This window comes from Cobetia sp. UIB-001, from assembly GCF_044789135.1.
In the GTDB taxonomy this organism is placed as follows: Bacteria; Pseudomonadota; Gammaproteobacteria; order Pseudomonadales; family Halomonadaceae; genus Cobetia; species Cobetia amphilecti.
The window spans coordinates 2,354,345-2,379,570 of record NZ_CP058244.1 but is presented as its reverse complement, the minus strand read 5'-3'; the positions used below and the strand labels follow the sequence as shown (position 1 = coordinate 2,379,570).

At 61.6% G+C, this 25,226-nt stretch carries 26 protein-coding genes; 13 read left to right on the top strand and 13 right to left on the bottom strand.

Annotated features, from left to right (window positions below):
• Window positions 1-371: 371 nt before the first annotated feature.
• The 3 genes from HA399_RS09905 (at window position 372) to HA399_RS09895 (ending at window position 2,424) form a co-directional block, all read left to right on the top strand.
• Window positions 372-698, top strand: a complete 327-nt coding sequence (locus tag HA399_RS09905) for a co-chaperone YbbN (protein WP_253064482.1) — start codon at window positions 372-374, stop codon at window positions 696-698.
• 14 nt (window positions 699-712) lie between these two features.
• Entirely contained in the window at window positions 713-1,660 is a 948-nt protein-coding gene (gene trxB, locus HA399_RS09900) for a thioredoxin-disulfide reductase (protein ID WP_404324829.1), read from the top strand.
• Between the two features lie 110 nt (window positions 1,661-1,770).
• Window positions 1,771-2,424, top strand: a complete 654-nt coding sequence (locus HA399_RS09895) for a TetR/AcrR family transcriptional regulator (protein ID WP_404324828.1) — start codon at window positions 1,771-1,773, stop codon at window positions 2,422-2,424.
• 107 nt (window positions 2,425-2,531) lie between these two features.
• Here the strand turns inward: HA399_RS09895 and trxA are convergent, their stop codons facing one another.
• On the bottom strand, window positions 2,532-2,855 hold the full coding sequence (gene trxA / locus HA399_RS09890; RefSeq protein WP_054557199.1) for a thioredoxin: 324 nt from the start codon (window positions 2,853-2,855) through the stop codon (window positions 2,532-2,534).
• Window positions 2,856-3,342: 487 nt separating this feature from the next.
• Between trxA and HA399_RS09885 the strand changes: the two genes are divergently transcribed.
• The 4 genes from HA399_RS09885 (at window position 3,343) to chrA (ending at window position 7,714) form a co-directional block, all read left to right on the top strand.
• A complete protein-coding gene (locus HA399_RS09885) occupies window positions 3,343-3,705 on the top strand; it encodes a metalloregulator ArsR/SmtB family transcription factor (protein WP_054557247.1) in 363 nt (120 codons plus the stop codon).
• 114 nt (window positions 3,706-3,819) lie between these two features.
• Complete coding sequence (locus tag HA399_RS09880; protein ID WP_404326953.1) at window positions 3,820-4,869, top strand: ArsJ-associated glyceraldehyde-3-phosphate dehydrogenase; 1,050 nt, start codon at window positions 3,820-3,822, stop codon at window positions 4,867-4,869.
• A 1-nt stretch (window position 4,870) separates the two neighbouring features.
• Window positions 4,871-6,190 (top strand): organoarsenical effux MFS transporter ArsJ, encoded by a 1,320-nt coding sequence (gene arsJ, locus HA399_RS09875; protein WP_404324827.1) that lies wholly within the window; start codon window positions 4,871-4,873, stop codon window positions 6,188-6,190.
• A 246-nt stretch (window positions 6,191-6,436) separates the two neighbouring features.
• Window positions 6,437-7,714, top strand: coding sequence for a chromate efflux transporter (gene chrA, locus HA399_RS09870; protein WP_404324826.1), 1,278 nt, complete (start codon window positions 6,437-6,439; stop codon window positions 7,712-7,714).
• Between the two features lie 178 nt (window positions 7,715-7,892).
• Here the strand turns inward: chrA and HA399_RS09865 are convergent, their stop codons facing one another.
• The 7 genes from HA399_RS09865 to HA399_RS09835 form a co-directional block, all read right to left on the bottom strand.
• Window positions 7,893-9,098, bottom strand: a complete 1,206-nt coding sequence (locus HA399_RS09865) for a GAK system CofD-like protein (protein ID WP_404324825.1) — start codon at window positions 9,096-9,098, stop codon at window positions 7,893-7,895.
• Window positions 9,099-9,287: 189 nt separating this feature from the next.
• Window positions 9,288-9,962 (bottom strand): HAD family hydrolase, encoded by a 675-nt coding sequence (locus HA399_RS09860; protein ID WP_404324824.1) that lies wholly within the window; start codon window positions 9,960-9,962, stop codon window positions 9,288-9,290.
• Complete coding sequence (locus tag HA399_RS09855) at window positions 9,955-11,142, bottom strand: ABC transporter ATP-binding protein (RefSeq protein WP_404324823.1); 1,188 nt, start codon at window positions 11,140-11,142, stop codon at window positions 9,955-9,957. The genes HA399_RS09860 and HA399_RS09855 overlap by 8 nt, the downstream gene beginning before the upstream one ends.
• Complete coding sequence (locus tag HA399_RS09850) at window positions 11,142-12,122, bottom strand: ABC transporter permease (protein ID WP_404324822.1); 981 nt, start codon at window positions 12,120-12,122, stop codon at window positions 11,142-11,144. Before HA399_RS09850 ends, HA399_RS09855 begins: the two co-directional genes overlap by 1 nt.
• Entirely contained in the window at window positions 12,106-12,954 is an 849-nt protein-coding gene (locus tag HA399_RS09845) for an ABC transporter permease subunit (protein ID WP_054557250.1), read from the bottom strand. Before HA399_RS09845 ends, HA399_RS09850 begins: the two co-directional genes overlap by 17 nt.
• Complete coding sequence (locus tag HA399_RS09840; RefSeq protein ID WP_404324821.1) at window positions 12,954-13,787, bottom strand: alkaline phosphatase family protein; 834 nt, start codon at window positions 13,785-13,787, stop codon at window positions 12,954-12,956. The genes HA399_RS09845 and HA399_RS09840 overlap by 1 nt, the downstream gene beginning before the upstream one ends.
• Window positions 13,788-13,879: 92 nt before the next feature.
• Window positions 13,880-14,968, bottom strand: a complete 1,089-nt coding sequence (locus HA399_RS09835; protein ID WP_404324820.1) for an ABC transporter substrate-binding protein — start codon at window positions 14,966-14,968, stop codon at window positions 13,880-13,882.
• Window positions 14,969-15,623: 655 nt separating this feature from the next.
• Between HA399_RS09835 and HA399_RS09830 the strand changes: the two genes are divergently transcribed.
• Window positions 15,624-16,394 (top strand): UTRA domain-containing protein, encoded by a 771-nt coding sequence (locus HA399_RS09830; RefSeq protein ID WP_404324819.1) that lies wholly within the window; start codon window positions 15,624-15,626, stop codon window positions 16,392-16,394.
• Between the two features lie 151 nt (window positions 16,395-16,545).
• On the opposite strand, the gene HA399_RS09825 is transcribed toward HA399_RS09830, so the two are convergent.
• Both HA399_RS09825 and HA399_RS09820 read right to left on the bottom strand, forming a co-directional pair.
• Window positions 16,546-17,103: an NYN domain-containing protein gene (locus tag HA399_RS09825; RefSeq protein WP_404324818.1), complete on the bottom strand. Its 558-nt coding sequence runs from the start codon at window positions 17,101-17,103 to the stop codon at window positions 16,546-16,548.
• A 205-nt stretch (window positions 17,104-17,308) separates the two neighbouring features.
• Window positions 17,309-17,497 (bottom strand): hypothetical protein, encoded by a 189-nt coding sequence (locus HA399_RS09820; RefSeq protein WP_084589604.1) that lies wholly within the window; start codon window positions 17,495-17,497, stop codon window positions 17,309-17,311.
• A gap of 330 nt (window positions 17,498-17,827) precedes the next feature.
• Between HA399_RS09820 and HA399_RS09815 the strand changes: the two genes are divergently transcribed.
• The 5 genes from HA399_RS09815 to HA399_RS09795 all read left to right on the top strand — a co-directional run bounded on the left by HA399_RS09815 (window position 17,828) and on the right by HA399_RS09795 (window position 22,480).
• Entirely contained in the window at window positions 17,828-18,913 is a 1,086-nt protein-coding gene (locus tag HA399_RS09815) for an NAD(P)-dependent alcohol dehydrogenase (protein WP_404324817.1), read from the top strand.
• Between the two features lie 148 nt (window positions 18,914-19,061).
• Window positions 19,062-19,925, top strand: a complete 864-nt coding sequence (locus HA399_RS09810; RefSeq protein WP_054557253.1) for a PA4780 family RIO1-like protein kinase — start codon at window positions 19,062-19,064, stop codon at window positions 19,923-19,925.
• Between the two features lie 488 nt (window positions 19,926-20,413).
• Complete coding sequence (locus HA399_RS09805) at window positions 20,414-21,430, top strand: substrate-binding domain-containing protein (protein WP_404324816.1); 1,017 nt, start codon at window positions 20,414-20,416, stop codon at window positions 21,428-21,430.
• A gap of 273 nt (window positions 21,431-21,703) precedes the next feature.
• Window positions 21,704-22,117, top strand: coding sequence for an arsenate reductase ArsC (locus tag HA399_RS09800; protein ID WP_404324815.1), 414 nt, complete (start codon window positions 21,704-21,706; stop codon window positions 22,115-22,117).
• Between the two features lie 27 nt (window positions 22,118-22,144).
• Window positions 22,145-22,480: a metalloregulator ArsR/SmtB family transcription factor gene (locus tag HA399_RS09795; RefSeq protein ID WP_404326952.1), complete on the top strand. Its 336-nt coding sequence runs from the start codon at window positions 22,145-22,147 to the stop codon at window positions 22,478-22,480.
• A 90-nt stretch (window positions 22,481-22,570) separates the two neighbouring features.
• Here HA399_RS09795 and HA399_RS09790 read toward each other — a convergent pair whose 3' ends face one another.
• The 3 genes from HA399_RS09790 to HA399_RS09780 form a co-directional block, all read right to left on the bottom strand.
• Window positions 22,571-23,071 carry a DUF1456 family protein gene (locus HA399_RS09790; RefSeq protein WP_054557257.1) on the bottom strand — a complete coding sequence of 167 codons (501 nt, stop codon included), beginning with the start codon at window positions 23,069-23,071 and terminating at the stop codon, window positions 22,571-22,573.
• A gap of 115 nt (window positions 23,072-23,186) precedes the next feature.
• Window positions 23,187-23,951, bottom strand: coding sequence for a YiiX/YebB-like N1pC/P60 family cysteine hydrolase (locus HA399_RS09785; RefSeq protein WP_404324814.1), 765 nt, complete (start codon window positions 23,949-23,951; stop codon window positions 23,187-23,189).
• 87 nt (window positions 23,952-24,038) lie between these two features.
• Window positions 24,039-25,145 (bottom strand): endonuclease/exonuclease/phosphatase family protein, encoded by a 1,107-nt coding sequence (locus HA399_RS09780; RefSeq protein ID WP_404324813.1) that lies wholly within the window; start codon window positions 25,143-25,145, stop codon window positions 24,039-24,041.
• Window positions 25,146-25,226 lie beyond the last annotated feature (81 nt).

The following is a 25,226-nucleotide window of genomic DNA, read 5'->3' as shown; positions in this document are numbered from 1 at the left end:
GTAAATCAATCGGTTGCGCAATGCATCCTGAGTTGATGGAGGGATGATCTCGCCATCGGCTGGCTGGGCCTGACGGAAGGGGCCAGACAGTAGGGGCCAGACAGTAGGGGCTGCAGTGCGGCTTTATTTTGGATCGATTGATCTAAAAGTTGTTGACACCGACCGGCTAGCTCAATATCTTATGGATCAATTGATCCACAACATATGTCATTCATCGCCATGCGTCTGTCGGTTTCTGGTGTGCAGCTGGTAGTCGACAAGATGATCGAGCACGCTCGTCCCATGTTTTTGGTCACTGACAAGTGAGCGAGCGGCAGGCCACATGATGGGTTGATGGATCGCCACAGACCTATTTATCAGGAGTCAGACTCATGACAACCAACGTCGTCAATCTCAACGAAAAGGAATTTCAGTCTCTCAGCGATAAAGGCGTGACCTTTGCCGTGCGGCTCTGGGCTGAATGGTGCGCACCGTGTCGCATGATGTCACCGATATATCGTCAGGTAGCCGAGGCCATCGCGAATGATGACCTGGTAATGGCAGAGCTCAACATCGATGAGCATCCGGCCATTGCGGAAAGACTCGGGGTGCGTAGCATTCCGACCGTTGTCATCTTCAAGGATGGCAAGGAGGTCAATCGCTCTGTTGGCATGCTACCGACACCTGAGCTTCAGAAGCTGATTACACGCTACGCATAGGGCAAGGACTCATCATGAGTACACATCGAAAATTGATAATACTCGGGTCCGGACCGGCGGGTTACACAGCAGCCATCTATGCAGCCCGTGCGAATCTTTCCCCCATGTTGATAACGGGAATGGAAGTGGGTGGTCAGCTGACATCGACGACCGACGTCGAGAACTGGCCCGGTTATCCCAAGGGGGTGCAGGGTCCTGAGTTGATGTTGCAGCTCAAGGAGCATGCGGAAAGTTTTGATACCGAGATCGCTTACGATCATATCACCGAAGTGGACCTGGAAAGTCGCCCTTTCATTCTGAAGGGAGAAGATACCTATACCGCAGATGCGCTTATCATTTCGACCGGAGCATCCGCGAGATATCTTGGACTCGAAAGTGAGCAGGTCTACATGGGGAAGGGGGTATCAGCCTGCGCTACCTGTGATGGATTCTTTTACAGAAACAAGGAGGTTGCGGTCGTAGGAGGGGGCAATACTGCCGTCGAAGAAGCATTGTTCCTGTCCAATATCGTTTCTCATGTAACCCTGGTGCATCGTCGTGATCAGCTGAGTGCAGAGAAAGTGCTGCAGAAGCGTCTCTTTGACAAGGTTGAACAAGGCAAGGTCACGATTCGATGGGACAGGCAGGTAGAGGAAGTACTGGGCGATGACACCGGTGTCACGGCTATCTCCCTGGCTACCACGCTGACGGGGGAGGTGGAGGAGGTGCCTGTGGCAGGCGTTTTCATCGCCATTGGTCATGACCCCAACACATCGATCTTCAAGGGCGCATTGGCCATGACGGACGGGTATATCAATGTCTATTCCGGTATTGGAGGAGGCCAGACCTTGACCAGCAAATCAGGCGTCTTCGCGGCAGGAGATGTCAGTGATAACCACTATCGTCAGGCTATCACGTCTGCCGGTACGGGGTGCATGGCAGCACTTGATGCAGAGAAGTATCTTGCAGAGCTCGAGGGTTAGTCTGACATTCTCGTGATATAGTCTCCGCCGCCGATAATGAAACATGCCTGAGGATGTTGCATATCCAACGACGGAATGACTATTCTCAGGTATGATGACGGTGGTATGTCATGGCGAGTGTTATCATGTGTAATACTTGCTTTCACTTTGCAGGTTGCTATCGAGATTATGCTATGGCTAGAACAGGTCGCCCACGTCAGTTTGATCGCGAAGATGCTGTTAGAAAGGCCATGGAGCTATTCTGGAAAAATGGCTTTGAGGGCACTTCGCTGGCCGAGCTGCGAAAGGAACTGGGCAATTTGTCTTCTGCGAGTTTCTATTCGGCATTTGAATCGAAGCAGGCGCTTTATCGCGAATGTCTGGAGATGTATACCCGGACCTGTGAACAAGTGTTTGTAGAGCTCGAGAATGAAAAGGTATCTGCCAGAGATGCCATCAAGAACATGTTGATCAAATATGTCACCATGCAAACGTCCTCAAGCCAGCCCTCGGGATGCATGATCGTGCTGTCAGGATTGAACTGTGGTGATGACAACAAGGACGTCGAATACATGGCACTCTCGGTGCGCAATGATATTCGTGCTTCCCTGATGGCGTGCATCGCGCGCGGGCAGGAAAGGGGGGAGTGGCGTTATGAAAAACCATTGGATCAATTTGTTCTGATGCTGGATACCTTCGTCAATGGAATTGCCATCCAGGCGAGAGATGGTGTGCCTGGTGACAAGCTCAAGGAAGCCTGTGAGCTCTTCATGGAAATCTGGTAGTTCGCCTGCACACCACTCCGTGATCAGTTGTAGCAATGAAAAAACGCCCTCATGGAGGGCGTTTTTTCATTGCAGCGTCAGTGCCTTGCGGCCAGAACCTGTTTCGCTCAGGCGTGACGCGAGATCATGGCGTCGAAGTTTTCCTTCGGCTGAACGCCGGTCAGGGCTTCGAGCTTCTCGCCGGACTTGAACAGCGCGATGGTCGGCAGGCCACGGACGCCATTCTGGGCGGCGAGGTCCGGTGCATCATCGACATTGATGGCGACGACCTTGAGAGCATCACCCTGTTCTTCGGCGATGGATTCGACGATCGGGTCGAGCATCTTGCACGGGCCGCACCACGGTGCCCAGAACTTGACCAGTACCGGCTGCTCGCTCTCGATGACTTCCTGGGTGTAGTTGCTATCGACGACTTGTGCGAAATCCGCCATTTGTCTCTCCTGTGCATCACGAGGGATGCGTGATTCAAAAGGGCACTTGGTGTGCTTGATGGGCACACACTAACGCTGCTCGACTTTTGTTCGCAAGCGCATTCGCTTTTGAGGCCAGGCAACATATGCGTGCCGTTTGCGCAACAGTGGCGATGGTGTGACCGCCTACCCGCTGGTACACCGAGCCAGGCGACACTCTGATCGCGCTTCATTCGCCCTCCATTCAACCTTCATTCTCTCCATCGCTGTCATCGATTCACGCACCGGCTGTCATCCAACTGTCATGCATGTGTCACTTGATATATGGAAAAACACATATATGATATTTCGTATGTCACCGCGCTTCAGCCGGCTGGCAGGCAACCTGCCTTGCCATGCGTCAGGTGCCGGTGAGAGGGAATCGGGAGGGGAGCAAGATGGCTCAGGCATACGCGAGGACATCGCCATGAAACCGTCAACCAATGACGTTATTGATGGAGTGGGAGACATGGCGGCCTGCCTGACACCGTTGCAGGTCTTCAAGTGCCTTGCCGAGGACACTCGCCTGACCGTCGTGCAGCTGTTGGCCCAGATGGAAGAGCTGTGTGTCTGTGAGCTTATCTGGCTGCTGGAGCAGCGCGCCATGCCCATCTCCCAACCCAAGGTCTCGCGGCATCTCGCCCAGCTGAGAGATGCTGGCCTGCTGACCAGTCAGCGGCGTGGCCAGTGGGTGCACTACCGCCTGGCACCTGACCTGCCGGCCTGGTGCCATCAGATTCTCGCGACCCTCTGTCAGGCCAACGCCCGCGAGGTGTCGCGCTGGGTGGCGTGGCTGGAGACGATGCCCAACCGCCCTGTGCGCTGCTGCTGAGTGCACAGGGCCTAGAACGTTAGCCGAATCTTTTTGAACACTCTCAAGGAAATGCCCATGTGTCCTGCTCATAGCGCTCCGTCCTATTCCTCGTCCATCAGCGTGCCGGAGGGCATGCCGGCCCTGCGCGTCGGTATCAACGGCTTCGGGCGCATCGGTCGTCTCGCCCTGCGCGCGCTGTGGAAGCTGCGCGAGGATATCGCGCTGGACGTGGTGCGTATCAATGACCCGGGTGGCGATGCCGCGACCTTCGCCCATCTGCTGGAATTCGATTCCGTGCATGGCCAGTGGTCGCCGGGCGCCGGTATCACCAGTGACGCGGACTCCATCACCCTCGATGGTCAGCGCACGGCATTCTCAAGCCAGCGTGAGATCGGTGATACCGACTGGTCGGGCTGCGATGTGGTGATCGAGGCCTCCGGCAAGAAGAAGAGCACCGAGGTGCTGAACGCCTATCTCGAGCAGGGCGTCGCGCGGGTCGTGGTCTCCGCGCCGGTCAAGGAAGAGGGCGTGCTCAACATCGTCATGGGCGTCAACGACCACCTCTACAGCGCCGAACAGCATCGCATCGTGACGGCGGCCAGCTGCACCACCAACTGCCTGGCGCCGGTGATCAAGGTGATTCAGGAGCAGTTCGGCATTCGTCATGGCTCCATGACCACCGTGCACGACATCACCAATACCCAGACGATTCTGGATGCGCCGCACAAGGACCTGCGCCGCGCTCGGGCTTGCGGCATGAGCCTGATTCCGACGACCACCGGTTCCGCCAAGGCGATCAGCGCCATCTTCCCGGAGCTGGAAGGCCGCTTGAACGGCCACGCCATTCGCGTGCCGCTGGCCAATGCGTCCCTGACCGACATGGTGTTCGAGCTCAACCGCGAAGTGACGGTGGAAGAGGTCAATCAGGCGCTGCAGAGCGCGGCGGAAGGCGAACTGGCCGGCGTGCTGGGCTACGAGACACGCCCGCTGGTGTCGATCGATTTCCGTACCGATTCCCGCTCCAGCATCATCGATGCGCCCTCGACCATGGTCGTCGCGGGTACCCAGCTCAAGCTGTACGCCTGGTATGACAACGAGTGGGGCTATGCCAACCGCACCGCAGAGCTGGCGCTGAAAGTGGGCCTGGGTGATCTGGCCGACGCCAGCACACGGGAGCGCTGAAATGCTTGCCCGCCTGCGAGAGCTGCCCCATGAGGTGCGCCAGTACCTGCTGGTGACGGGGAATTACTGGGCCTTCACGCTGACGGATGGCGCACTGCGCATGCTGGTGGTGCTGCATTTCCATTCGCTGGGCTATTCGGCGCTGGACATCGCGCTGCTGTTCCTGTTCTACGAAGCCTTCGGTGTCGTCACTAACCTGGTCGGCGGCTGGCTGGGGGCGCGGCTCGGCCTCAATCGCACCATGAATGCCGGGCTTGCGATGCAGCTGGTGGCGCTCGGCATGCTGTTGGTGCCGGAGCCCATGCTGACAGTGGTCTGGGTGATGATCGCCCAGGCGCTGTCGGGCATCGCCAAGGACCTCAACAAGATGAGCGCCAAGAGCGCCATCAAGGTGCTGGTGCCGAAGGGGCAGCAGGCGGCGGAATCGCAGAGCTCGCTGTATCGCTGGGTCGCGCTGCTGACCGGTTCCAAGAATGCCCTCAAGGGCCTGGGCTTCTTCCTCGGTGGCGCGGCGCTCAGCCTCATCGGCTTCCAGGGCACGGTATTGGCCATGTGGCTCATGCTGGCCGTGGTGCTGGTGCTGTCACTGCGCAAGCTCTCGGCATCACTGGGGCAGAGCAAGGCCAGCCGCAAGCCGGCGTTTCGTGAGATGTTCTCGACCTCGCGGGCGGTCAATGTGCTGTCGGCGGCGCGCATGTGCCTGTTCGCTGCACGTGATGTCTGGTTCGTTGTCGCCTTGCCGGTCTATCTGGCCGAGGTACATGGCTGGAACTTCTGGACGGTCGGTATCCTGATGGCCGCATGGGTGATCGGTTACGGCGGGGTGCAGACCCAGGCCCCGCACATCACCGGGCCGATCGCGCGTCGCTTGAGCGGGGATGCGGGCGTGCGCTGGATGACCGTGCTGCTGGCCGGTGTGCTGGCGCTGTTGCCCGCGCTGATGGCGAGCATGTCGCTGGATGCGCAGCAGGGTGGCGACAGCAGTGCGGCCATCCTGCTGGGGCTGGCACCCCTTGAGTGGTTGATCATCGGTCTGCTGGCGTTCGGCGTCATCTTCGCCGTCAATTCCAGCTGGCATAGCTACCTGATCGTGCGCTTCGCGCGCAGTGAAGGCGTGTCGATGGATGTCGGCTTCTATTACATGGCCAACGCCATGGGGCGTCTGCTGGGCACGTTGCTGTCCGGTTGGCTCTATCAGGCCTATGGTCTGGAAGCCTGCCTGTGGTGGTCGGCGGCGCTGGTGGCGGCGAGCGCGGTGATGGCCATCGCATTGCCCTCGGACACGCAGCATGCCTCCACTCAGGAGACGTCGGCCAACTGAAGCCTTCGCCGGGCACCTGACGCCTAAGCCCTTATGCAGGAAGCCCGTCCCAATCATGGGGCGGGCTTCCTGTCATCTGGCGGCGATAGTCTGGTGGGTGATGCAAGTGACGAGAATCAGGACATTGCGCATTCACCTGATGTCACCGTAGCGTCAGCAAGTGAAGATTCTTTCGTATAGCTCTTGCTAAGCCCATCGCTGGATTTCTGATCGTTATCCTTTCCTTTCCGCTCCAAGAGAAACGTCATGTCACATCCGGATGAAACTGCAAGGCGTGAGCGCGACCACGCGACGCCTGATGCCTCGCTTGCAAGCGACAAGGCGCGGCGCAGTGAAGTGCTGCGCACCTTCCTCACGCTGGGGCTGACCAGCTTCGGCGGCCCGATTGCCCACCTGGGATACTTCCACGATGAGCTGGTACGCAGGCGAGGCTGGTTGAGTGACAAGGCCTACGCCGAGCTGGTCGCGCTCTGTCAGTTTCTGCCGGGGCCGGCCAGCAGCCAGGTCGGTTTCGCGCTGGGCATGGTGCGTGGCGGTGGCGTGATGGGCGGGATACTGGCATGGATCGGCTTCACCTTGCCGTCTGCGCTGGCGTTGCTGGTATTGGCGCTGGTGGCGGGCAGCCTCGAAGGGCCGCTGGCCTCCGGGGTGATCCACGGCTTGAAGCTGGTAGCGGTGGCCGTCGTCGCCCAGGCGATCTGGGGCATGGCGCGCAAGCTGTGCCCGGACTTGCGGCGTACCTGTCTGGCGCTGTTGGCCATGCTGGGCCTGGCGCTGGCACAGAGCGCCTGGACGCAGGTCGCCTGGACGCAGGTCGGGGTGATCGCGATGGGCGCAGTGCTCGGCAGCCTGCTGTGTCGTGATGACAAGGCGGCATCCGTGCGCCAGCAAGCCCAGGCCGCGGGGCTGTCATTGCCGGTCTCGACGCGCCTGGCGCGCTACTGCCTGGTCGCGTTCTTCGTGTTGTTGATCGGCCTGCCGCTGGTGGCCTCCGGCAGTCTGGTCGATATCTTCTACCGTGCCGGGGCGCTGGTGTTCGGGGGCGGGCACGTGGTGCTGCCGCTGCTGGAGGCCTCCACCGTCGAGACGGGCCATATCGCGGCCGATACCTTCCTCACCGGCTATGGCGCCGCCCAGGCAGTGCCGGGGCCGCTGTTCACCTTTGCCGCCTGGCTGGGGGCCGGCATGGCGCAGGTGGGCGGCGGTTCGGCATTGCTCGGTGCCGTCATTGCGCTGTTGAGCATCTTCCTGCCGGGAATTCTGCTGCTGATCGGTGTGGCGCCTTTGTGGGGGCGTCTGCGCGCCCGCGCCGGCGCGCGCGCTGCGCTCGCCGGCGCCAATGCGGCCGTGGTGGGCGTGCTGGGCATGGCGCTCTATGACCCGCTGTGGACCACCAGCGTGCTGAGCCGCACGGACCTGGTGATCGCGCTGGCCGCCTTCATCGCTCTGACGCGTTTCTCGCTGGCCCCCTGGAAGCTGGTGCTGGGGATGGTGATCCTCGGCGCGGTGCGTGGCGTGATCTAGGTCTCGCTTCTCTTTCAGGACGCAACTCTCGACCATCGCTCTATCAGGTCTCGACTTGATGTCCGGAACAAGAACGCCCCCGTCTGCTGTTGGCAGGCGGGGGCGTTCTTGTTCGCAGAGCAACTCATGCCGAGCAACTCAGGCCGAGCATTTCATGCCGAGCAGCTCGCGGTCGGTGTCACACCAGCGACAGCAGCGCGGTGACCAGCAGCTCGTTGTCGTAGTAGGGCGCGCTCTGCTCGCTGATCAGGCGGGTGTCGATCACGGTGATGCCCATGCGCTCGAGCGCCTCGATGCAGGGGCCGCCGGGGTAGTCACCGCGCTGGCTGTCGAGGAGCACGATGTTGAGCAGGTTCTCGGTGGGGCAGTCTTCCATGCGACCGGTCAGGTCGGCACACAGGGTGTCGAGCAATACGCTGACCAGCTCATCCATGCGCTTGCCGGTCTGCTCCGGGTCCGGGCAGCAGTTGGGGATGTAGACCTTGGGGCAGGGGTTGGCCAGCACCGCGCGCCCGACGCCCTTGGGCAGCAGATTGGCGAGCACGCTGGAATAGAAGCTGCCGGGAGGGAAGCAGATCAGCTCGGCCGACTCGATCAACTGGCGATTGTTGGCGTGCAGCTCCGGCACCACGGGCACATGGTGGTCGCCCTCTGTCGCGGCCAGGCGCATGCGCGCGATGGGCGAATCGAGAGGGGCGACTTCCTTGCCGGTGATGCGGTGCTGGCCGATGATCTCGCGACCATCTTCCAGCGTCACCGCCAGATGGCAATCGGCATTGACCACGGCGCGCACCGTGCCGCGTACATGTACCAGCTTGGAGAACAGGAAGATGATCTGATCCAGCTGCTGGTGATGGTTCAGATAGCCGCCGGCAATGATCAGATTGCCGATGCTGGCGCCGCGCAGATCGAAGCCTTCCGGCATGGCGTCGATGAGGAAGCCCAGCTGATGGCAGATCAGGGTGCGCATCGGTTCCGCGACCGCCATGGTCAACGGATGACGTCCGGCTGCCAGCTCGCGCAGCGTGGCGTGCAACATCTCCGGGCGCGCTTCACGCGGCAGGCGGTGAGTAAACAGGCGATAGATGTCGGGATGGCCCAGGACACTGTCATCGGCCAGCGCCATCAGGCGTGAACGCAGATCGCCGATGGCGGGCATCGAGAAGGCATCGCGCAGTTTGGCCGAGCTGCCACCGGAGTCGAACGGCGTCACCAGATGGATGCTGTGGTGGGTATAGCGGGTCAGGGTGCGCGAGGCCCCGGTCAGCGCGGTACCGCCACTGAAGAACAGCACGCGCGGGCCGACTTCGGGGGCTTTCAGATAGCGCCTGACGCGCATGGGATCGGGTACACGTGCGGTCCGACTGACCCTGACCTTGGCCATTGCATGGCTTCCTTTATGCTTGCATTTTTGGCATAGAGTGCCTTTTTTTCCGCCCAGCGTCGCCTATTATGCACTTTCTCTCAATTCCAGCGCAGGGACTCTCGATTCCCGTCTCTCTATCCCAGCCCAGCGTCTCTTGTTGCCAGCCTCTCTTGCTGCCAGCCTCTCTCATTGCCAACCCGGTTTCCTTCATTGCCAACGTAGTGTCTGCCAGGCGCGCTGTTGCGCCAGGCTGGCAAGGGTCGGGTCCGGGTGGACGGCGAAGGGGTGATCGACGAATTCCAGCAAGGCCAGATCATTGCGTGAATCCGAATAGCCCCAGCTGGGCACTCCAGCGCCGTGGTTGGCGTGTTGCTGCTGCCAAGCCTTGAGTGCCGCGAGCTTGCCCTCGCGGAAGGTGCGAATGCCACGGGCGCGCCCGTTGTAATAGCCTTGCTCGGTTTCAAGTGCCGTGGCCAGGGCCGCGTCCAGCGCCAGGCGCTCGGCGAGGGGGGCGACCAGATGCGCCGTCGAGGCCGAGATGATCACGACCTGATGGTTCTGCGCGCGGTGCCAGTGGATTCGCTCCAACCCCTCACGATACAGGCGCGGCATCAGCTCGGCATCGAGAAAGCGCGCCACCTCGGCATCGACCTCACTGACGGCGCGCCCTGCCAGCGGGGCCAGCAGGTGGGTCAGGTGGACCTCCATGTCCAGCTCACCGGCCGCGTAGTCCAGCATCTGTTGTGCCCAGATCGCGCGATATTCCTCGCCATCGGCGATCCAGCCCCTTGCGATCAACCAGTCGGTCCAAAGCCCCGTGGCATCGCCCTCGAGCAAGGTGTCGTCGAGATCGAAGATGGCAAGTCCTGTGATGTCATCCATGGGGCACCTGCGACGTGGCGGCGGTCTCGTGACCGCCCAGCGCCTGAACCTCATCCAGATCGGCGTGCAGCATCACGCGCAGATGGCGCGGCAATAACTGCCGAGCGCTGCGATTGAGGACATCGACATTCAGGCGCAGTCCCTGACAGTCCACCTCGTAGCGCACGATATTGCCGAGCAGCTGGTGGCGGCGAATCACGCCCGGGCAGCCGGGGCCGGCATTGTCCGGCAAGGGCTGGGTCGGGAAGTTGGCATATTCATCCTGCTGTCCCTGGGGGCTGGTGTCCGGTTGCAGATACAGCGCTTCCGGACGCAGTGCCACGCGCGGGCTGTCGCTTTCATAGCCGAGCAGCGGGCGCGCCAGCTCGCGACCGATCAGATTGTAATGCCCCATGAAGCCTGCCGCCGTGGCATCCACCGGCCGCGTATACAGCGACTCGGCATTGCCCTGTTGCAGGATGCGCCCCTGATGCATCAGGAAGATGCGGTCCGACAGCAGCAGTGCCTCTTCCTGATCGTGGGTCACGAACAGGGTGGTCAGGCCGAGGCTCTTCTGGATATCGCGGATCTGATCACGCAGATGGCGGCGGATACGTGCATCGAGTGCCGACAGCGGCTCATCCAGCAGCAGGATCTGCGGCTCGACCACCAGCGCGCGTGCCAGTGCCACACGCTGACGCTGACCGCCGGACAATTGATGCGGGAAACGCTGCGCCTGATCGGTCAGCTCCACCAGTCTGAGCACCTCGCTGACACGCCGTTCGCGTTCTTCCAGGCGCACCTTCTTCATGCGCAGCCCGAAGGCCACGTTGTCCGCCACGCGCATGTTGGGGAACAGCGCATAGTGCTGGAAGACCATGCCGATGCCGCGACGCTGCGGCGGCAGCGGCGTGATGTCGTGACCATCGACGATGATCTGGCCGGCATCGACATCATTGAGGCCGGCGATGGCGCGCAGCAGGGTCGACTTGCCGCAGCCGGAGGGGCCGAGCAGGGTGATGAATTCCCCCCGCGCGATCTCGGCCTCTATCTCGGCGAATACCTGGGTCTTGCCGAAGCTCTTGGCCAGGCCATTGAGCTTGAGGTAGTGCTGGTCGGCGGCGCGTTCGCGCAGGGCGCTGGTCAGAAGGCCGCCGGCGCTCTGGCTATCGAAAGTGGTGGCGGTGTCGATGGCAAGCATCAGCGGTCCCCTCGGGGTGCGGAGTCTGACGACTGGTGAGTGGTGTGGCGCGGCTCGGGGTCGGCGCTCGGCACCGGGCCGGGCAAGCCGTCGGTCATGGCGGTGGCCAGCGCCTCGTCGGGGTCATCCGCGGGCATCTCCTGCTCGGCGGGCTGACGATTGCCGAGCCAGGTCAGGATCAGGGTGAACACGAACAGGGTGATGACCAGGGCGCTGGTGAAGTGGCCGCTGGCGCCGCGGATATTGTTCAGATAGACCTGCAGGGTCTCGAAGCGGGTGCCGACCAGCATGTTGGCAAACACGAATTCGCCAGCCAGGAACGAGAAGGCCAGGAAGACGGCAATCTGGATGCCGATGCGAATATTGGGCAGTACGACCAGGAAGAACGCCTTGAGCGGACTTGCCCCCAGCAGTTGAGCGGCCTCCATCAGGGACGCCACGTCCAGTGCGCGTAGGCTGTTGGCCAGGGCGCGGTACATGAAGGGCAGCACGATGGTGAAGTAGGTGGGGATCAGGATCCACGGCGTGCCGACGATGGCCAGCGGACCGCCTGCGTAGAGCTGCAGCAGGCCGACCGATGACACGATGGGTGGCACGGCGAAGGGCAACAGGATCAGCCCATTCATCACGCTGTCCAGGCGCGGATAGCGTGTGTGGGCGAGAAATACCACCGGCACGATCAGCAGCAACGACAGTGCCAGCGCGCCGACGGCGACCAGCAGAGAGCGCCCGAACGCCGCCAGAAAACGCGGTGTGGTCCAGAGCTCCAGAAACCATTTCACGGTCAGGGCGTCGGGGGTCAGGCTGGCGCCCCAGCGTGTCGCCAGGGCGTAGAACAGCGTCGCGATCAGCGGCAGTGCCAGCAGTGCGAAGACACTGGTGACGATGAAGGTGTAGATGTTCACGCGGCGCAGGCGCGCCATCAGGCTGGGCAGCAAGGGCTTGCCGTGGCGATAGGGCAGTTCAGCGGGAAGTGACATGGTAGCTCCTGCGCATGAGCCATTGCTGAATCAGCGTGACGATGACGAGGATGACGACCAGCACCAGGGCCAGTGCACTGGCCAGTTCCGGCTGCAGGAACAGGTCGCCGGAGACCAGATTGGCGATGCGGATGGTCATCAGGTTGTAGCTGGTGTTCACCAGCGCATAGACGGTGGCGTAGGCGCCCATGGCATTGGCGAAGAGTACGGTGAGCGTGCCCGCCAGTGACGGCCACAGCACCGGCAGGCCGATGTGCTGCCAGTAGGCGAGGCGATTGGCGCCCAGCAGGCTGGCGGCTTCACGCCATTCCGTCTTCAGGGTGCTGAAGGCGGGATACAGCAACAGGATGCCCAGCGGAATCTGGAACCAGGTGTAGATGACGATCAGGCCGGTGCGCGAGTAGAGATTGAAGTCCTCGAGCAGACCGAAGCGCTCCAGCATCAGGGTCAGCATGCCGTTGGCGCCCATCAGGATGATGAAGGCGAAGGCCAGCGGGACACCGGCGAAGTTGCTGGTCATGTTGGTGAAGGCAATCATCATGCGCGTCAGGCGCGGGCCGCAGCGGTGCATGCTGTGACAGGTCACGGCGGCGATCGCCAGTCCCAGCACGCTGGACATGAAGGAGATCTCGAGGCTGCGCCAGATGGCCTGCCGGAAGAAGGCCGAGGAGGCGATCTCGTGAAAGTTGGCCAGCCCCCAGCCCGTGGGAGTCTTGAAGGCGCTGATCATCACCCACACCAGCGGCGCGATCTGGAAGGCGCCGAAGATCAGTGCAAACGGCAGCAGCCACATGACGGGGCTGGTCAGGCGGCGCTTGAAGGCGGCAGACATCACTCGAGGCCTCGCGTGGCAGCATGACTCGCCAGCAGCGACGGATTGCTCGCCTTGCTGTGCTCAAGCCCCAGCAGTGTGGCCAGGGTGCCGCAGAGCTCGCGTTGCTTGAGATCCGTCGCGGCGCCATTGGCGAAGGCGGTGCCGAAGGTCCACAGCGGCACGCGACGCTCCTCTTCCAGCAGGCCGGAGTGTGAGCGGTCGGCATTCATGCCGTGATCGGCGGTGACCATCACCTGATAGCCGGCTTCCAGCCATGCCGGCAGGTAGTCGGCCAGGGCGACGTCGGCATGCCGCGCGGCGTTGCGATACTGCGGCGTGTCGCCGCCATGACGATGGCCGGCATCGTCGATGTTCATGCTATGCACCAGCAGCAAATCCGGGTCGTGACGCAGGCGCAGCATTTCGGCGTCACTGAACAGATGGTCATCCGGATAATGGTCCTGCCAGTAGAAGATGCCCGCCTGGATGGCGGATTCCGGGTTGTCGAGCCAGCGATGGCGGGCCGGCACGAAGGGGGCCGCGACATAGAGTTCGCTGACCCAGTGATAGGCGGCGGCAGCCGTGCGCTTGCCCTGCTGGCTGGCAAGGTCGAACAGGCTGATGCCGCGTGAGCGGCGCACGATACCGTTGTTGACGATACCTGAGTCGACAGGCAGGTCGCCGGTCAGCAGGCATTCATAGAGCGGGCGCGACATGGCCGGCAGTTCGCAGTCCAGTGATTGATACTGGCCACGGCCGGCCTCGACCAGGGCACTCAGATAGCCCATGGCATGATGACCCACGGCGTGGTTGAGGCCGTCGAGCACGACAAGAATGACACGCTGAGACATGGTGACTCCGTGAAGCTCAAGACGGCACCGCAAAGGCGATGCCGTCTGTCAGGATGGTGCGCGCTCTGCTCGCGTGAAGCAGAGGCCGAGGATCACTGCTGGTGGATCAGTACCTGGGACTGCCACTGACGCGGCAGCTGCTTGGCACTGGCTTCCCAACCCGCGAAGTCCTGGACCGGACGTGCATTGGCGTACTGCTCGTTGGGCAGCAGCTTGGCGGCGATATCCTCGGGCAGGGTGAGGTGCTCGGCGCGGATGGGACGGGCATAGCCCTTGGCCAGATTCAGCTGACCGGCGTCGGAGAGGATGTACTCACGGGCCAGCTTGGCGGCATTCGGGTGCGCGGCATGCTTGTTGATGATGGTGGCGTAGCCGGAGGTGACGGAGGCATCAGACGGGATGACGACCTCGAAGGTGTCGCGGTTGATCTGATCGCGATAGTTCAGGGCATTGAAGTCCCACAGCAGGGCGACTTCGACTTCGCCTTTCTCCAGGTTGGCGATGCTCGGCTCTGCCAGTGACAGACGGCCCTGGCGCGCCAGTTCCGCGAAGACTTCCAGGCCCGGTGTCAGGTCGGATTCCTTGCCGCCATTGGCGAAGGCGGCGGCCAGAATGGCGTTGTTGGCCTGTGAGGCCTTGCCCACGGCGCCGACGGACACCTTGTAGTCACCCTCGGCGAGATCGGCGAAGGAGGTCGGGCGCTCATCTTCGCTGACCAGCGTCTTGTTGATCATGAAGGAAATGGTGCCGGTGTAGCCCAGTACCCAGTGCCCATCCTTGTCCCTGGCCCACTCCGGGATCTGCTCCCAGGTCGTGGTCTTGTAGGCCTGGGTCACGCCTTGCTGCACCGCGATCGGACCGAAGGCGAAGCCCACGTCACCGATATCGGCGGTGGAGTTCTCACCCTCGGCCTTGAACTTGGCGACTTCCTCGGCGGAGCTCATGTCGGTATCGCTATGCGCGATGGAATACTTCGACTCGAGGTCTGCCCAGGTGTCCTTCCAGTTGGCCCAGCTGTCCGGCATGCCGACGCTATCGACACGGCCTTCGGACTGAGCGGCCTCGAGAAGGTCAGCCGGCATGTCGGCGGCACTGACGGAGGCACTGCCCAACAGGGCGGCCATGCAGGTGGAAACCAGCAGGCCGGTGGAGCGGGATGAGGTAGTGGCAATCGACTTCAAGGAGATTTCCCCAGTAGGTGATGAACAATCGCTGCGCTGAAGGTAAGGCGTGACGGGCATCAGACACCCTGTCGACACGCTGAGAGCACATCCGGGTGCTCAGGTCATTGCTCAGGCCAGTTCTCGGATCATTGATCAGGCCAGTGTTCTGCCAAGTGCTCAGGCAAGAGCCGAGAGAGCCGAAACTGTGTGGTCTAGTTCAGTTCGAAAGGCACGATCGACTCTAGCGCTCGCCTGTGACAGTTGCGTGTCGTCAACATGTCGTTGTCATGGCATGGGGTGGCGGCTCTGCCTCTGCCATCTTCATACCTTCTCCGTGCCTTCTTCGTGCCTTGCCGCGGGCCCCGGTCCTCGCTATCTTCCACAGTCATAAGTGTGCAAAGCATGGGTGTGCAAGGCATGAGTCAGCGCGTGATGACTGACCTGACGTGGCAGCCAGACCTGCGCTGTCACCGAGTTGTCACGCCAATGCCACTATTCTCCTCATGCGTGTCTCGACAAGCGTGTCTTGAAAAGTCGCTCTGAGCTTTGCGGGGCATCTGAACTAGACCACAGAAATCGCTTCGCTCTGACCCTTTCCATCCTGGACGCCCTGGATGTCATGCAAGTGACTCGCCAGAAATTGCTGTCTTTCGTTATCTTTCAGGAACTTCGCATGCCTTCATCTTCGCTTGAGCCCCAGAGTGACGCCGCCTCATCGGCAACTCCTGACACGGATGTCCCCGTGGCAGGGCTCAAGGGCAAGCTTCTGAACCATCTTGAGGCAGCGCCGCTACGCGCTTCACAGCGCCTGCCTTCCGAACGCGAGATGATCGAACGCTTTGCCACGACGCGGGTCACGCTACGCGACACCTTGCTGCAGCTGGAGGCGGAGGGGCGTATCTATCGCGAGAATCGGCGGGGCTGGTTCGTCTCGCCGCCACGACTGCGCTATGACTTGCTGGCGTGCCTGCCATTTCGCGACATGGTCGAGTCACAGCAGCGGGTGGCCAGCACCGAGGTACTGGCGGCAGGAGAGGTCGCTGCCAACGCGGTGATCGCGCGGCGACTGGGGATTGCGGAGGGCTCAGTGGTCTATCGCATCACTCGCGTGCGGCGTATCGACGGGCGGCGCGTGCTGCATGTCTGCCATCACCTGCGACGTGACTGCTTCCCGGGCATCCTCGATTTCGATCTCGGAGCCCACTCCCTGACCGACCTCTATCGACGCGAATACGCCATTCGTGTCAGCCGCGTCAGCTTCGAGCTGGCCTCCACGGTGTTCGACGTTGAGGCCGCCGCCGCGCTGAACGCCGCGCAGGGCAGCCCCGCGCAGCGCATCACCCGCATCAACTTCGATCAGAATGGCCGCGCGGTGGACTGCGATGATGAACACTGGCGCCACGATGCCATCGAATTGACGCTGAGTGCCGCACCACAGAGCTAGTCGGCAAGTTCGCGGTAAAGCCTGAATGCCTGGCAAGCCGCTGGTGGCCCAGACGAAAACACCCGCACACCTCTCTGTCAGTGGAGGCCGTGCGGGTGTTTTTTGTGCGACGGGCAGGATTCGGGCGCGGTTGAGACCCGATCGATCGGTATCAGCGCATCAGCAGGCTTTCATCGACTTCGCGGAAGTGATGGGCGCTTTTCATCAGGGCGAGGGCGGTGAGGGCTTCGACGCCATAGACGCGGGTGGTGATGGCGTGGCGGGTGGCGACATGATCCAGCAGCAAGGCGAAGTCGCCATCGCCGGAGGCGAGGATGATCTCATCGACCTCGGGGGCGGCTTCCATCACGTCGATGGTGATGCCGACATCCCAGTCGCCCTTGGCCGAGCCGTCGCCGCGCTGGATGAAGGGCTTGAGTTTGACCTCGAAGCCTATCTCGCGCAGGCGCTGCTGGAATTGCTGCTGCTTGGGGTCGCCACGGTCGATCGCGTAGGCGTAGGCATGTTGGATCGAGCCGAGGCGCTCTAGCTCTGCCCACAGGCGACGATAATCGAACTGCCGGCCGAAGGTATCGCGGGTGGTGTAGTAGATGTTCTGCACATCAATGAAGACGGCCAGGCGCGCACGTGCCCCATCCGCGTCGCGAGTGCCATGCACGCTGTGCTGGCGGGAGTCTAGGGAGCTGTCGCGCGAAGAGGATGCTGGCATGGGCGTCGCCGTGGCGGGAGGAGCAAGGGCAGGCAAGAGGTGATTTTCCTCTCCCCAGAAAGAAGCCGGCCGCTACCTGATGATGCAGGGCAGCGGCTGGAGGTCTAGCGATGAACAACGCTCTCACCGGTCAGTGACTCGATGGCAGGCGCCAGTTGAGTGAGGCGAGCAGCGCGTTCGGGCACCAAGGCTTGATGGGCAAGCCTCAGCTCTTGGCAGCAGGGTTTGACGGCTTGGTCGGCTTGACGCCAATGACCTGGCCGCTGACACCGGATTCAATCACATCCACCTTGCCACCACGGTCCAGGAAGGCCTGCATCTGAGCTTCAAGCGAGGCTGAGGTTTCGACAGCAGCCGGTGCTTTTTTCTTTGCAGCAGTACGAGTATTCGCCATGCGGGACTCCGTTCCAAGACGTGAGGGGTGAAGGTGCATGATAACACAGTGGCAACTTTGCTGCTTGATGGCGTCAATTTGGAATCAGAAGCAAGATGTTTTGCGCCGCTTTTCCTTGTGTCTGCAAGCCTCGCACAGCTTGGTGGGGCGCTGTTGCGATCTGACCAACACAGTGATGCAGGGCAGCCAAGCCATTGAAAAGTCGGGCTGTCGGCAAGAGGTCAGTGGGCATGATCGCGACTGCCGCATGGCATGCGAATCCTTTTACGGGCGCTGAATCATCTTTGATGACCAGGCTGTCCGACGCTCAGCCAAGCAAGGAGAGACTCCATGACAAGCCCTTCCAACGGTGGTTTTGACGGCCAGACACGCGCTTATGCGGTGGCATCCGAAACAGCAGACCTGGCGCCCTGGAACTTCGAGCGTCGCCAGCCGCGCCCGGACGACGTGGCCATCGAGATTCTCTACTGCGGTGTCTGTCACTCGGATCTGCACGTCGGCCGCAATGACTGGGGCTTTTCTCAGTATCCGCTAGTGCCGGGGCACGAGATCGTGGGCCGGGTGACCCAGGTGGGCAATGACGTCAGTCAGTACAAGGTGGGCGACATGGTCGGCGTCGGCTGCATGGTGGATTCCTGCCGTGAATGCAGCGCCTGTCAGAAGGGGCTCGAGCAATACTGCCTCGACGGCATGACCATGACCTACGGCAGCCCGGACCGTCACGACGGCAGCCTCACCCAGGGTGGCTATTCCGACAAGATCGTCGTCAGCGAGCGCTTCGTGGTCTCCATCCCGGACAAGCTCGACCCGGCTGTGGCAGCGCCGCTGCTGTGCGCGGGTGTCACGACCTATTCGCCGCTGCGTCACTATGGCGTGAAGTCCGGTGATAAGGTCGGGGTGATCGGCATGGGCGGCCTGGGCCACATGGGCATCAAGTTCGCCAAGGCGATGGGCTGTGAAGTGACGCTCTTCACCCGCAGCGAGAGCAAGGTCGAGGAGGCGCGCGAGAATGGCGTCGATCATGTGATCGTCTCGACGGATGACGAGCAGATGGCAGGTGCCACCGAGACCTTCGACTTCCTGCTCGACACGGTGCCGGTGCCGCATGATCTCAACCCCTACCTCAATACCCTGAAGTACGACGGCACGCATATCCTCGTCGGTCTGGTGCAGGAAGTGGACCCCGCGCTGCAGGGCGGCAACCTGGTCATGAAGCGCCGTGTACTGGCGGGCTCGTTGATCGGTGGCATGCCGGAGACCCAGGAAGTGCTCGACTACTGCGCCGAGCACGACATTGGCTGCGATATCGAGATGATCGACATCGACACCATCAATGATGCCTGGAAGCGCATGCGGGAAGGCAAGGTCAAGTATCGTTTCGTGATTGACATGCAGAGCCTCAAGAACGCCCAATAAGCGCTGGCGCTGCTGCCGACCAGGCAGTCTGTCAGTGAATGCTGAAACCCCCGCCAATGACGCATTGGCGGGGGTTTTGTCGTAAGGTATGTCACAAAATTGCTACAGGGTGATTCCCGATGTATCGCAAAACGCGTATAAGAACGCGATGAAAACGCCAAAGAGAATCCAGCCGCTCATAGATGACGGTCTGGTCGATGAAGTGCTCCGCCCCTTGATGAGTGGCAAGGAAGCCTCGGTTTACGTCGTGCGCTGCGGAGAAGAGATTCGCTGTGCCAAGGTCTACAAGGATGCTGCCCAGCGCAGCTTCAAGCAGGCTGTGCTATATCAGGAAGGCCGCAAGGTGCGTAACAGTCGCCGTCAACGGGCGATGGAGAAGGGCTCCGGCTTCGGACGCAACCAGCAGGAAGCCGCCTGGCAGAATGCCGAGGTCGATGCGCTGTATCGTCTGGCCGATGCCGGTGTGCGCGTGCCGCAGCCGTTCGGCTGCTTCGATGGCGTGCTGCTGATGGAGCTGGTCACCGATGATGACGGCAATGTGGCACCGCGCCTGAATGATGTCTCGATGTCCGCCGAGCAGGCGCGGGAAGACCATGCGCTGATGATGCAGTACATCGTGCGCATGCTGCATGCCGGCCTGGTGCATGGTGACCTGTCCGAGTTCAACGTGCTGGTCGATGACTATGGCCCGGTGATCATTGATCTGCCGCAGGCGGTCGATGCCGCGGCCAACAATAATGCCAAGAGCATGTTGGCGCGTGATGTCGCCAATATCACCGCCTACTACGCGATGTTCGCGCCTGAGCTGGCACAGACACGCTACGCCGACGAGATCTGGGCATTGTTCGAGGCCGGCGACATGGACCCGGATGTCGAGCTGACAGGCCTTTATGAGGACGACGCCGAAGCGCCGGACGTGGATGCGCTGCTCGAGAACATCATGGCGGCCATGGAAGAAGAGCAGGAGCGCAAGGCGCGCCAGAAGAGTGCCGAAGAGGGCGATGATGACTAGCAGGAACCTTTAGCTGCTGGCCGCTAGCCAGGCCTTGGGCTCCCGCCAGAAGCGCTGAGGAGGGGCTCGCCAGTGGCAAGCGAGTGATGCCCTGTCACGCACGCTGCCGGTTCGATGGCCTGATCTTCCCGCGAGTGGCTGGGGAGATCAGGCCATTTCTGTTGGGGCCTTGTCTCGGCCGAAGGTAAAGCAGAGAGGCGAAAGGGGAAGGGGAAGGAATAGAGGAAGGGATAGAGAGGCAAGGCAGCCGCGGCAGGATTCTCAGCGGAGATGTCACGCGACTGCAATAAATTGATGCTTATATATGCCTATGCGTATTCGTCGACATGCCTGTCATCGAGATACGTGTTCAGCATGCCGAGGGTGATTCTCATCACTGGCGTGTGGCGATTGGCGAGGTGTCGCGCCAATCGGGGTAGCGGAGTCGTGAGGGATTTCGCCACTAAATATATGCTTATTCATATAAATCAATGCATCGGAGCACCGTAATGAATCGCCCTCTCAAGCAGCTCGCTTTCGTGATCGCCTCTGCGGCTATCGTGTCCAGTGCACAAGCACGTGACCAGGTTCGCATCGTCGGTTCCAGCACCGTCTATCCCTTCTCGAGCTATGTGGCGGAAGAGTTCGGTGTCACCACGGATCATCCCACTCCGGTCATCGAGGCCACGGGTTCCGGTGGCGGCATGAAGCTCTTCTGTGAAGGTGTTGGCAGCAACACCCCGGATATCACCAACGCCTCGCGCCGCATGAAGGCCTCCGAATTCGAGCGCTGCCAGGAAAATGGCGTGACCGACATCACCGAAGCCTTCATCGGTTATGACGGCATCGCCTTCGCGCAGTCCAACACCAACGATCCTGCCGCCTTCACGCTGGAGCAGATCGCGCTGGCGGTTGTAGCCCAGGTGCCGGTCGATGGCAAGCTGGTGGCCAACCCCTATACCCGCTGGAACCAGATCGATTCCAGCCTGCCGGACCGCAAGATCACCATCTATGGGCCGCCCAGCACTTCCGGGACACGCGATTCCTTTGAAGAGCTGGTGCTGGAAGCGGCTACCGAAGAGATGGACGGCTATGGTGGCGAAGGCTACTCCAAGGTGCGCAACGATGGCGTCTTCGTGCCGGCCGGTGAGAACGACAACCTGATCGTGCAGAAGCTGTCGGAAGACACCGAGGCCTTCGGCGTCTTCGGTTATTCCTTCCTCGAGGAGAACGAAGACTCGCTGAGCGGCGCGTCCATCGACGGCATCGCCCCGTCTCCCGAGGCCATCTCGGAAGAGACCTACCCGGTCGCACGTACCATGTTCTTCTACATCAAGAATCAGCACGCGGAAGAAGCGCCGGTCATGTATGACTACGCGGATCTGTTCATGAGCGAGAAGATGGTCGGCAACCTGGGTTACCTGAAAGGCATCGGCCTGATTCCGGCACACGAAGAAGCGCGCAAGGCGGCGCGTCAAGCCGTCGCCGACAAGAAGACCCTGACGCTTTCGGACCTGCAGGGCTGATGACGTGAGCCACGCGGTGCGGCGGTCGAGCGCATCGTGAACGCAGCGAGTGGCGATCTTCGCGGGCTGGTGTGGTGTGCCTGGCAGTTGCCGGTCACTGCGCCGGCCCGTTCGCGTCTGTTGCAGGTGTTGTTACAGGGTTTGTTGCAGAAAGTGATCTGAAGGTGGGGCGCCGAGGCCTGAAAGGCTACTGACATCAGTTTGTTATACAAGCGCGGTACTTCTGATATGCGACCCTATGGTAAGGTAAAATTGCAGCTCTGGAGATGAGTCATGCCCAAACAGCGAGTGCTTTTTCTGTGCAATGCCAATTCTGCCCGCTCCCTGATGGGGGAGGCATTGCTGCGCAATATGGCGGGGGACGAGTTTGACGCCTTCAGTGCCGGTGTCGCGCCTGATGCCCCGCAACAGCATGCGTTGGACGCTCTGGCGCGCGCCGGGGTGGATAATTCAGGTCTGGCGAGCGAGTCGATCGATCGCTACCGCTCTCAGTCCTTCGATGCCGTCATCGTGCTGTGTCAGAAGGCACAGCAGCAGTGTCGCCAGTGGGATGGCCAGACCGATGAGCTGTTGTTCTGGGATATCGAAGACCCGCGCAATGAGGATACTGCGGTGTCCTATGGGCGCGCCTTGAACGAAATTCGCACGCGCTTGCAGCTGTGGTTGGCGGCACGCTCACATCATTGAATCAGGTGGAATTCTGCATTGTCTCTTCTGACCCCGACACGTCTTTTCAAATGCCTCAGCGACGATACACGCCTTGTGCTGATGTTGCTTATCCATGCAGAAGGCGAGCTTTGCGTATGCGAGATGACCTACGTGTTGCAGGAGTCGCAGCCCAAGGTGTCACGGCATCTGGCCCAGTTGCGCAATTGCGGTCTGCTGCTGGATCGCCGCCAGGGACAATGGGTCTACTACCGTCTGATGCCTGACCTGCCGTCCTGGGTATTGCCGGCGCTGGCCGCGGCGGCGGAAGGGAGCCAGCACCGCATGGCGCCGTTGCTGGCGCGCCTGGCCACCATGGAAGGGCGCCCCAACCGCGAATGCTGAGCCGCTGTTGGTACCGCCATTGCCGCCATACAACAACGCCGCCCCGGATTCCGGGGCGGCGTTGTTGTATGGCGGCACATCAGGGTCTGATCAGACCGGATCGACGGCGTGCTGCTCGGTCTCCGGGTCATGGCGACGATGGCGCAGTTCGATGCCCTTGAGCAGGTTGCGCAGGATCTGGTCCTTGCACTCGCGGTAGTGGCGATGATCGGGCTTGCGGAAGAAGGCAGACAGCTCGGACTTGGTGATCAGCTCGAAACCGGCCAGTGCCAGCAGCTCGAGCATGTCGTCATCCTTGAGTTCGAAGGCGATCTTGAGCTTGCGCAGAATCACGTTGTTGTCGAGACGCTTTTCAGGCGCTGGCTGGGCGCCTTCGCGCTTGCCGCGACGCACGTTGATCAGGCCATTGAGGAACCTGGCCAGGTCGATGTCCTTGATGCGCTGCTGAGCTTCATCATCATCGCGCTTGAGCCAATCGCTGATCTGGGCGCGTGAGACCTCGTGGTCCGCGGCAGCGAAGGTGTTGATCATGTCGGTGTCGGAGAGATTCAGCGCGTAGCGCAGGCGACGGATGATGTCGTTATTGGTCACGGGCGTGGTTCCGGTCGTGAAGAGTGTCAAAGGGCGGCAGGCGGCTCAGTGGCACAGGAGAACTGATGCACAGGTGCCGGCCAGCAAGGCCGCGGATGGCGCGCAGCATACCAGATCAGGCGGGCGGTTCGCTCCACTGCAGGCGATGGGGATCGAATCCGGCGCACAGGGTCGGCTTGATGATGTCGAAGTAGGGCGAGATATCGAAGTCGCAGGGCGCAAACAGGCTGTGATGGCGAATATGCAGCAACTCCTCATAGCAGTGCAGACATGCCGGGTCGCTGGAGGGCAGGACGTCACTGTCTGGCAGGATGGGATAGCGCACGGCCTGGAAGGCTTCGGCGATCAGCGATGAGCAGATCGCGCGGGTCGGGTCGCCGCTGCCCAGTGCCAGCATGCGGCGCCGATAGCGGCTTGGCACCGGTGGTGTGCGAATCAGATAGCGAGCCAGATCGACGATGTTGCGCAGGTCATATTGATGGCCCAGGCGCGCCTCGGCATGGGCGATCAACGCGCTGATCTCCTCCTCCGTGAGTCCGACCGGGCGGCAGATACGCGTGTGCTGATGCCAGTAATGGTTGAGGGGGACGCGGCGCACCCCGGCGGTGACGTCCGCTTCCAACAGGCAGTCGCCCCTGACCGGGCGTCCTCTGCTGTCCAGCGGCGTGCGCACGCAGAGCGCGGCGTGAGACCAGGTCGACTGGGTGAGGTAGCGAATGGCGGTGCTGATACGCGAGGAACCCTCGACCAGCAGGACATCGCCGCGCCGCAGGGTGGCAGCCAGCTTTTCCGGTGATGACGTGGCGCGATGCGCCGGCAGCTTGCCCGGCGCCGTGAGATGACGCGCCAGTCGCGTGCCAAGCCAGTCGAGTCCTCGCATGCCTGCCTCCCGTATGGCTCAAGCCTCATCAGCCAGTCTGGGACCTTTTGGAGAATTCAGCCAAATGCCATCTCAGTCGTGTCGCGCTCAGCGACCCGGTTTCGGCACGTCCTGCTGGCTGACATTCTCGTCGTTGGCGGTCTCGCTGGCCTCGGCCTGGTCGTCGGCGTCCGGTTCCGGGGCATCGAGCGTCTCGTCGGTGTCCTGGGCGGGCGTCAGCGCCAGTTCGGTGAGCAGCGGGAAGTGATCGGAGCCGAAGGCTTCCATGCGCGCCACGCGCACCACACTGAAATGCTCGCTATGGAAGAGGTGATCCAGCGGCCAGCGCAGCAGGGGAATGTTGGCATGGAAGGTGTTGAACATGCCACGGCCGACGCGGGGGTCCAGCAGGCCGGACAGCTTGCGGAACAGGCGCGTGGTGCGAGACCAGGCCACGTCGTTGAGGTCACCGGTGACGATCACCGGTTGCTGGCTGTCGGCGACGCTGCGCGCCACGATGATCAGCTCGGCATCCCGCTCGGATGACTCGTCATTCTCGGTCGGGCTGGGCGGCGCCGGGTGCAGGAAGTGCACCCGCACGCGATCACCGCTGGCCAGCTCCAGTTGCGCATGCATCGACGGCACATCCTCTTCGACCAGGTAGTCGATGCTGGCGTCATGCAGTGGCAGGCGTGAATAGACATGCATGCCGTAGAGGTTGTCCAGCGGGCATTTGAGGGTGTGCGTATAGCCGTATTGCTCGCTATCCGCCTCGAGCACGTCGAGCCGCTGCTGCCACCAGTCATCGGATTCCAGCGTCACCAGCACGTCGGGCTGTTCGCGTTCGACGATGGCCAGCAACTTGTCACTGTCGTGGTTGCTGGTCAGGACGTTGGCGGTGAGCAGGCGGACCTGACGCTGCCGGTCGTGCTGTCTGGTACGCGCGGACTCGCAGGGAAAGAGGCGGGTATAGGGCACGATCCAGTGTGCCTGATAGACAAGCCCGGCCACGGCGATCACGGCCAGTGAAACCCTGAGCCCGAAGGAGAGCTCGGACACCGCGAGGTCGGCGATCAACAGCATCGCCCACAAGGCGGCCAGCTGCAGACGGGGGAAATCCATGATGCGCACCGACCAATGGCGAATACGCGTCAGTGGCAGCAGGGTGAAGGCTGCCATCAGCAGCGTCAGTACGCCGAGTAGTGTGGGGATCATGGTGGCTCCGGTGGCAGAGAATGGGGCGGGAAGTCGAACGCTCAAGCGTCAGACATGGTGGCGACATGCCTGACACTCAAG

Coding starts and splice junctions, on each gene's coding strand:
- HA399_RS09850 (WP_404324822.1), bottom strand. CDS start 12,122: ATGTCACTTCCCGCTGAACTGCCCTATCGCCACGGCAAGCCCTTGCTG.
- HA399_RS09800 (WP_404324815.1), top strand. CDS start 21,704: ATGCCCAAACAGCGAGTGCTTTTTCTGTGCAATGCCAATTCTGCCCGC.
- chrA (WP_404324826.1), top strand. CDS start 6,437: ATGTCACATCCGGATGAAACTGCAAGGCGTGAGCGCGACCACGCGACG.
- trxA (WP_054557199.1), bottom strand. CDS start 2,855: ATGGCGGATTTCGCACAAGTCGTCGATAGCAACTACACCCAGGAAGTC.
- HA399_RS09785 (WP_404324814.1), bottom strand. CDS start 23,951: ATGCGAGGACTCGACTGGCTTGGCACGCGACTGGCGCGTCATCTCACG.
- HA399_RS09860 (WP_404324824.1), bottom strand. CDS start 9,962: ATGGATGACATCACAGGACTTGCCATCTTCGATCTCGACGACACCTTG.
- trxB (WP_404324829.1), top strand. CDS start 713: ATGAGTACACATCGAAAATTGATAATACTCGGGTCCGGACCGGCGGGT.
- HA399_RS09820 (WP_084589604.1), bottom strand. CDS start 17,497: ATGGCGAATACTCGTACTGCTGCAAAGAAAAAAGCACCGGCTGCTGTC.
- HA399_RS09880 (WP_404326953.1), top strand. CDS start 3,820: ATGCCGGCCCTGCGCGTCGGTATCAACGGCTTCGGGCGCATCGGTCGT.
- HA399_RS09830 (WP_404324819.1), top strand. CDS start 15,624: ATGCCTTCATCTTCGCTTGAGCCCCAGAGTGACGCCGCCTCATCGGCA.
- arsJ (WP_404324827.1), top strand. CDS start 4,871: ATGCTTGCCCGCCTGCGAGAGCTGCCCCATGAGGTGCGCCAGTACCTG.
- HA399_RS09885 (WP_054557247.1), top strand. CDS start 3,343: ATGGCGGCCTGCCTGACACCGTTGCAGGTCTTCAAGTGCCTTGCCGAG.
- HA399_RS09810 (WP_054557253.1), top strand. CDS start 19,062: ATGAAAACGCCAAAGAGAATCCAGCCGCTCATAGATGACGGTCTGGTC.
- HA399_RS09865 (WP_404324825.1), bottom strand. CDS start 9,098: ATGGCCAAGGTCAGGGTCAGTCGGACCGCACGTGTACCCGATCCCATG.
- HA399_RS09845 (WP_054557250.1), bottom strand. CDS start 12,954: ATGTCTGCCGCCTTCAAGCGCCGCCTGACCAGCCCCGTCATGTGGCTG.
- HA399_RS09780 (WP_404324813.1), bottom strand. CDS start 25,145: ATGATCCCCACACTACTCGGCGTACTGACGCTGCTGATGGCAGCCTTC.
- HA399_RS09895 (WP_404324828.1), top strand. CDS start 1,771: ATGGCGAGTGTTATCATGTGTAATACTTGCTTTCACTTTGCAGGTTGC.
- HA399_RS09840 (WP_404324821.1), bottom strand. CDS start 13,787: ATGTCTCAGCGTGTCATTCTTGTCGTGCTCGACGGCCTCAACCACGCC.
- HA399_RS09855 (WP_404324823.1), bottom strand. CDS start 11,142: ATGCTTGCCATCGACACCGCCACCACTTTCGATAGCCAGAGCGCCGGC.
- HA399_RS09805 (WP_404324816.1), top strand. CDS start 20,414: ATGAATCGCCCTCTCAAGCAGCTCGCTTTCGTGATCGCCTCTGCGGCT.
- HA399_RS09905 (WP_253064482.1), top strand. CDS start 372: ATGACAACCAACGTCGTCAATCTCAACGAAAAGGAATTTCAGTCTCTC.
- HA399_RS09825 (WP_404324818.1), bottom strand. CDS start 17,103: ATGCCAGCATCCTCTTCGCGCGACAGCTCCCTAGACTCCCGCCAGCAC.
- HA399_RS09815 (WP_404324817.1), top strand. CDS start 17,828: ATGACAAGCCCTTCCAACGGTGGTTTTGACGGCCAGACACGCGCTTAT.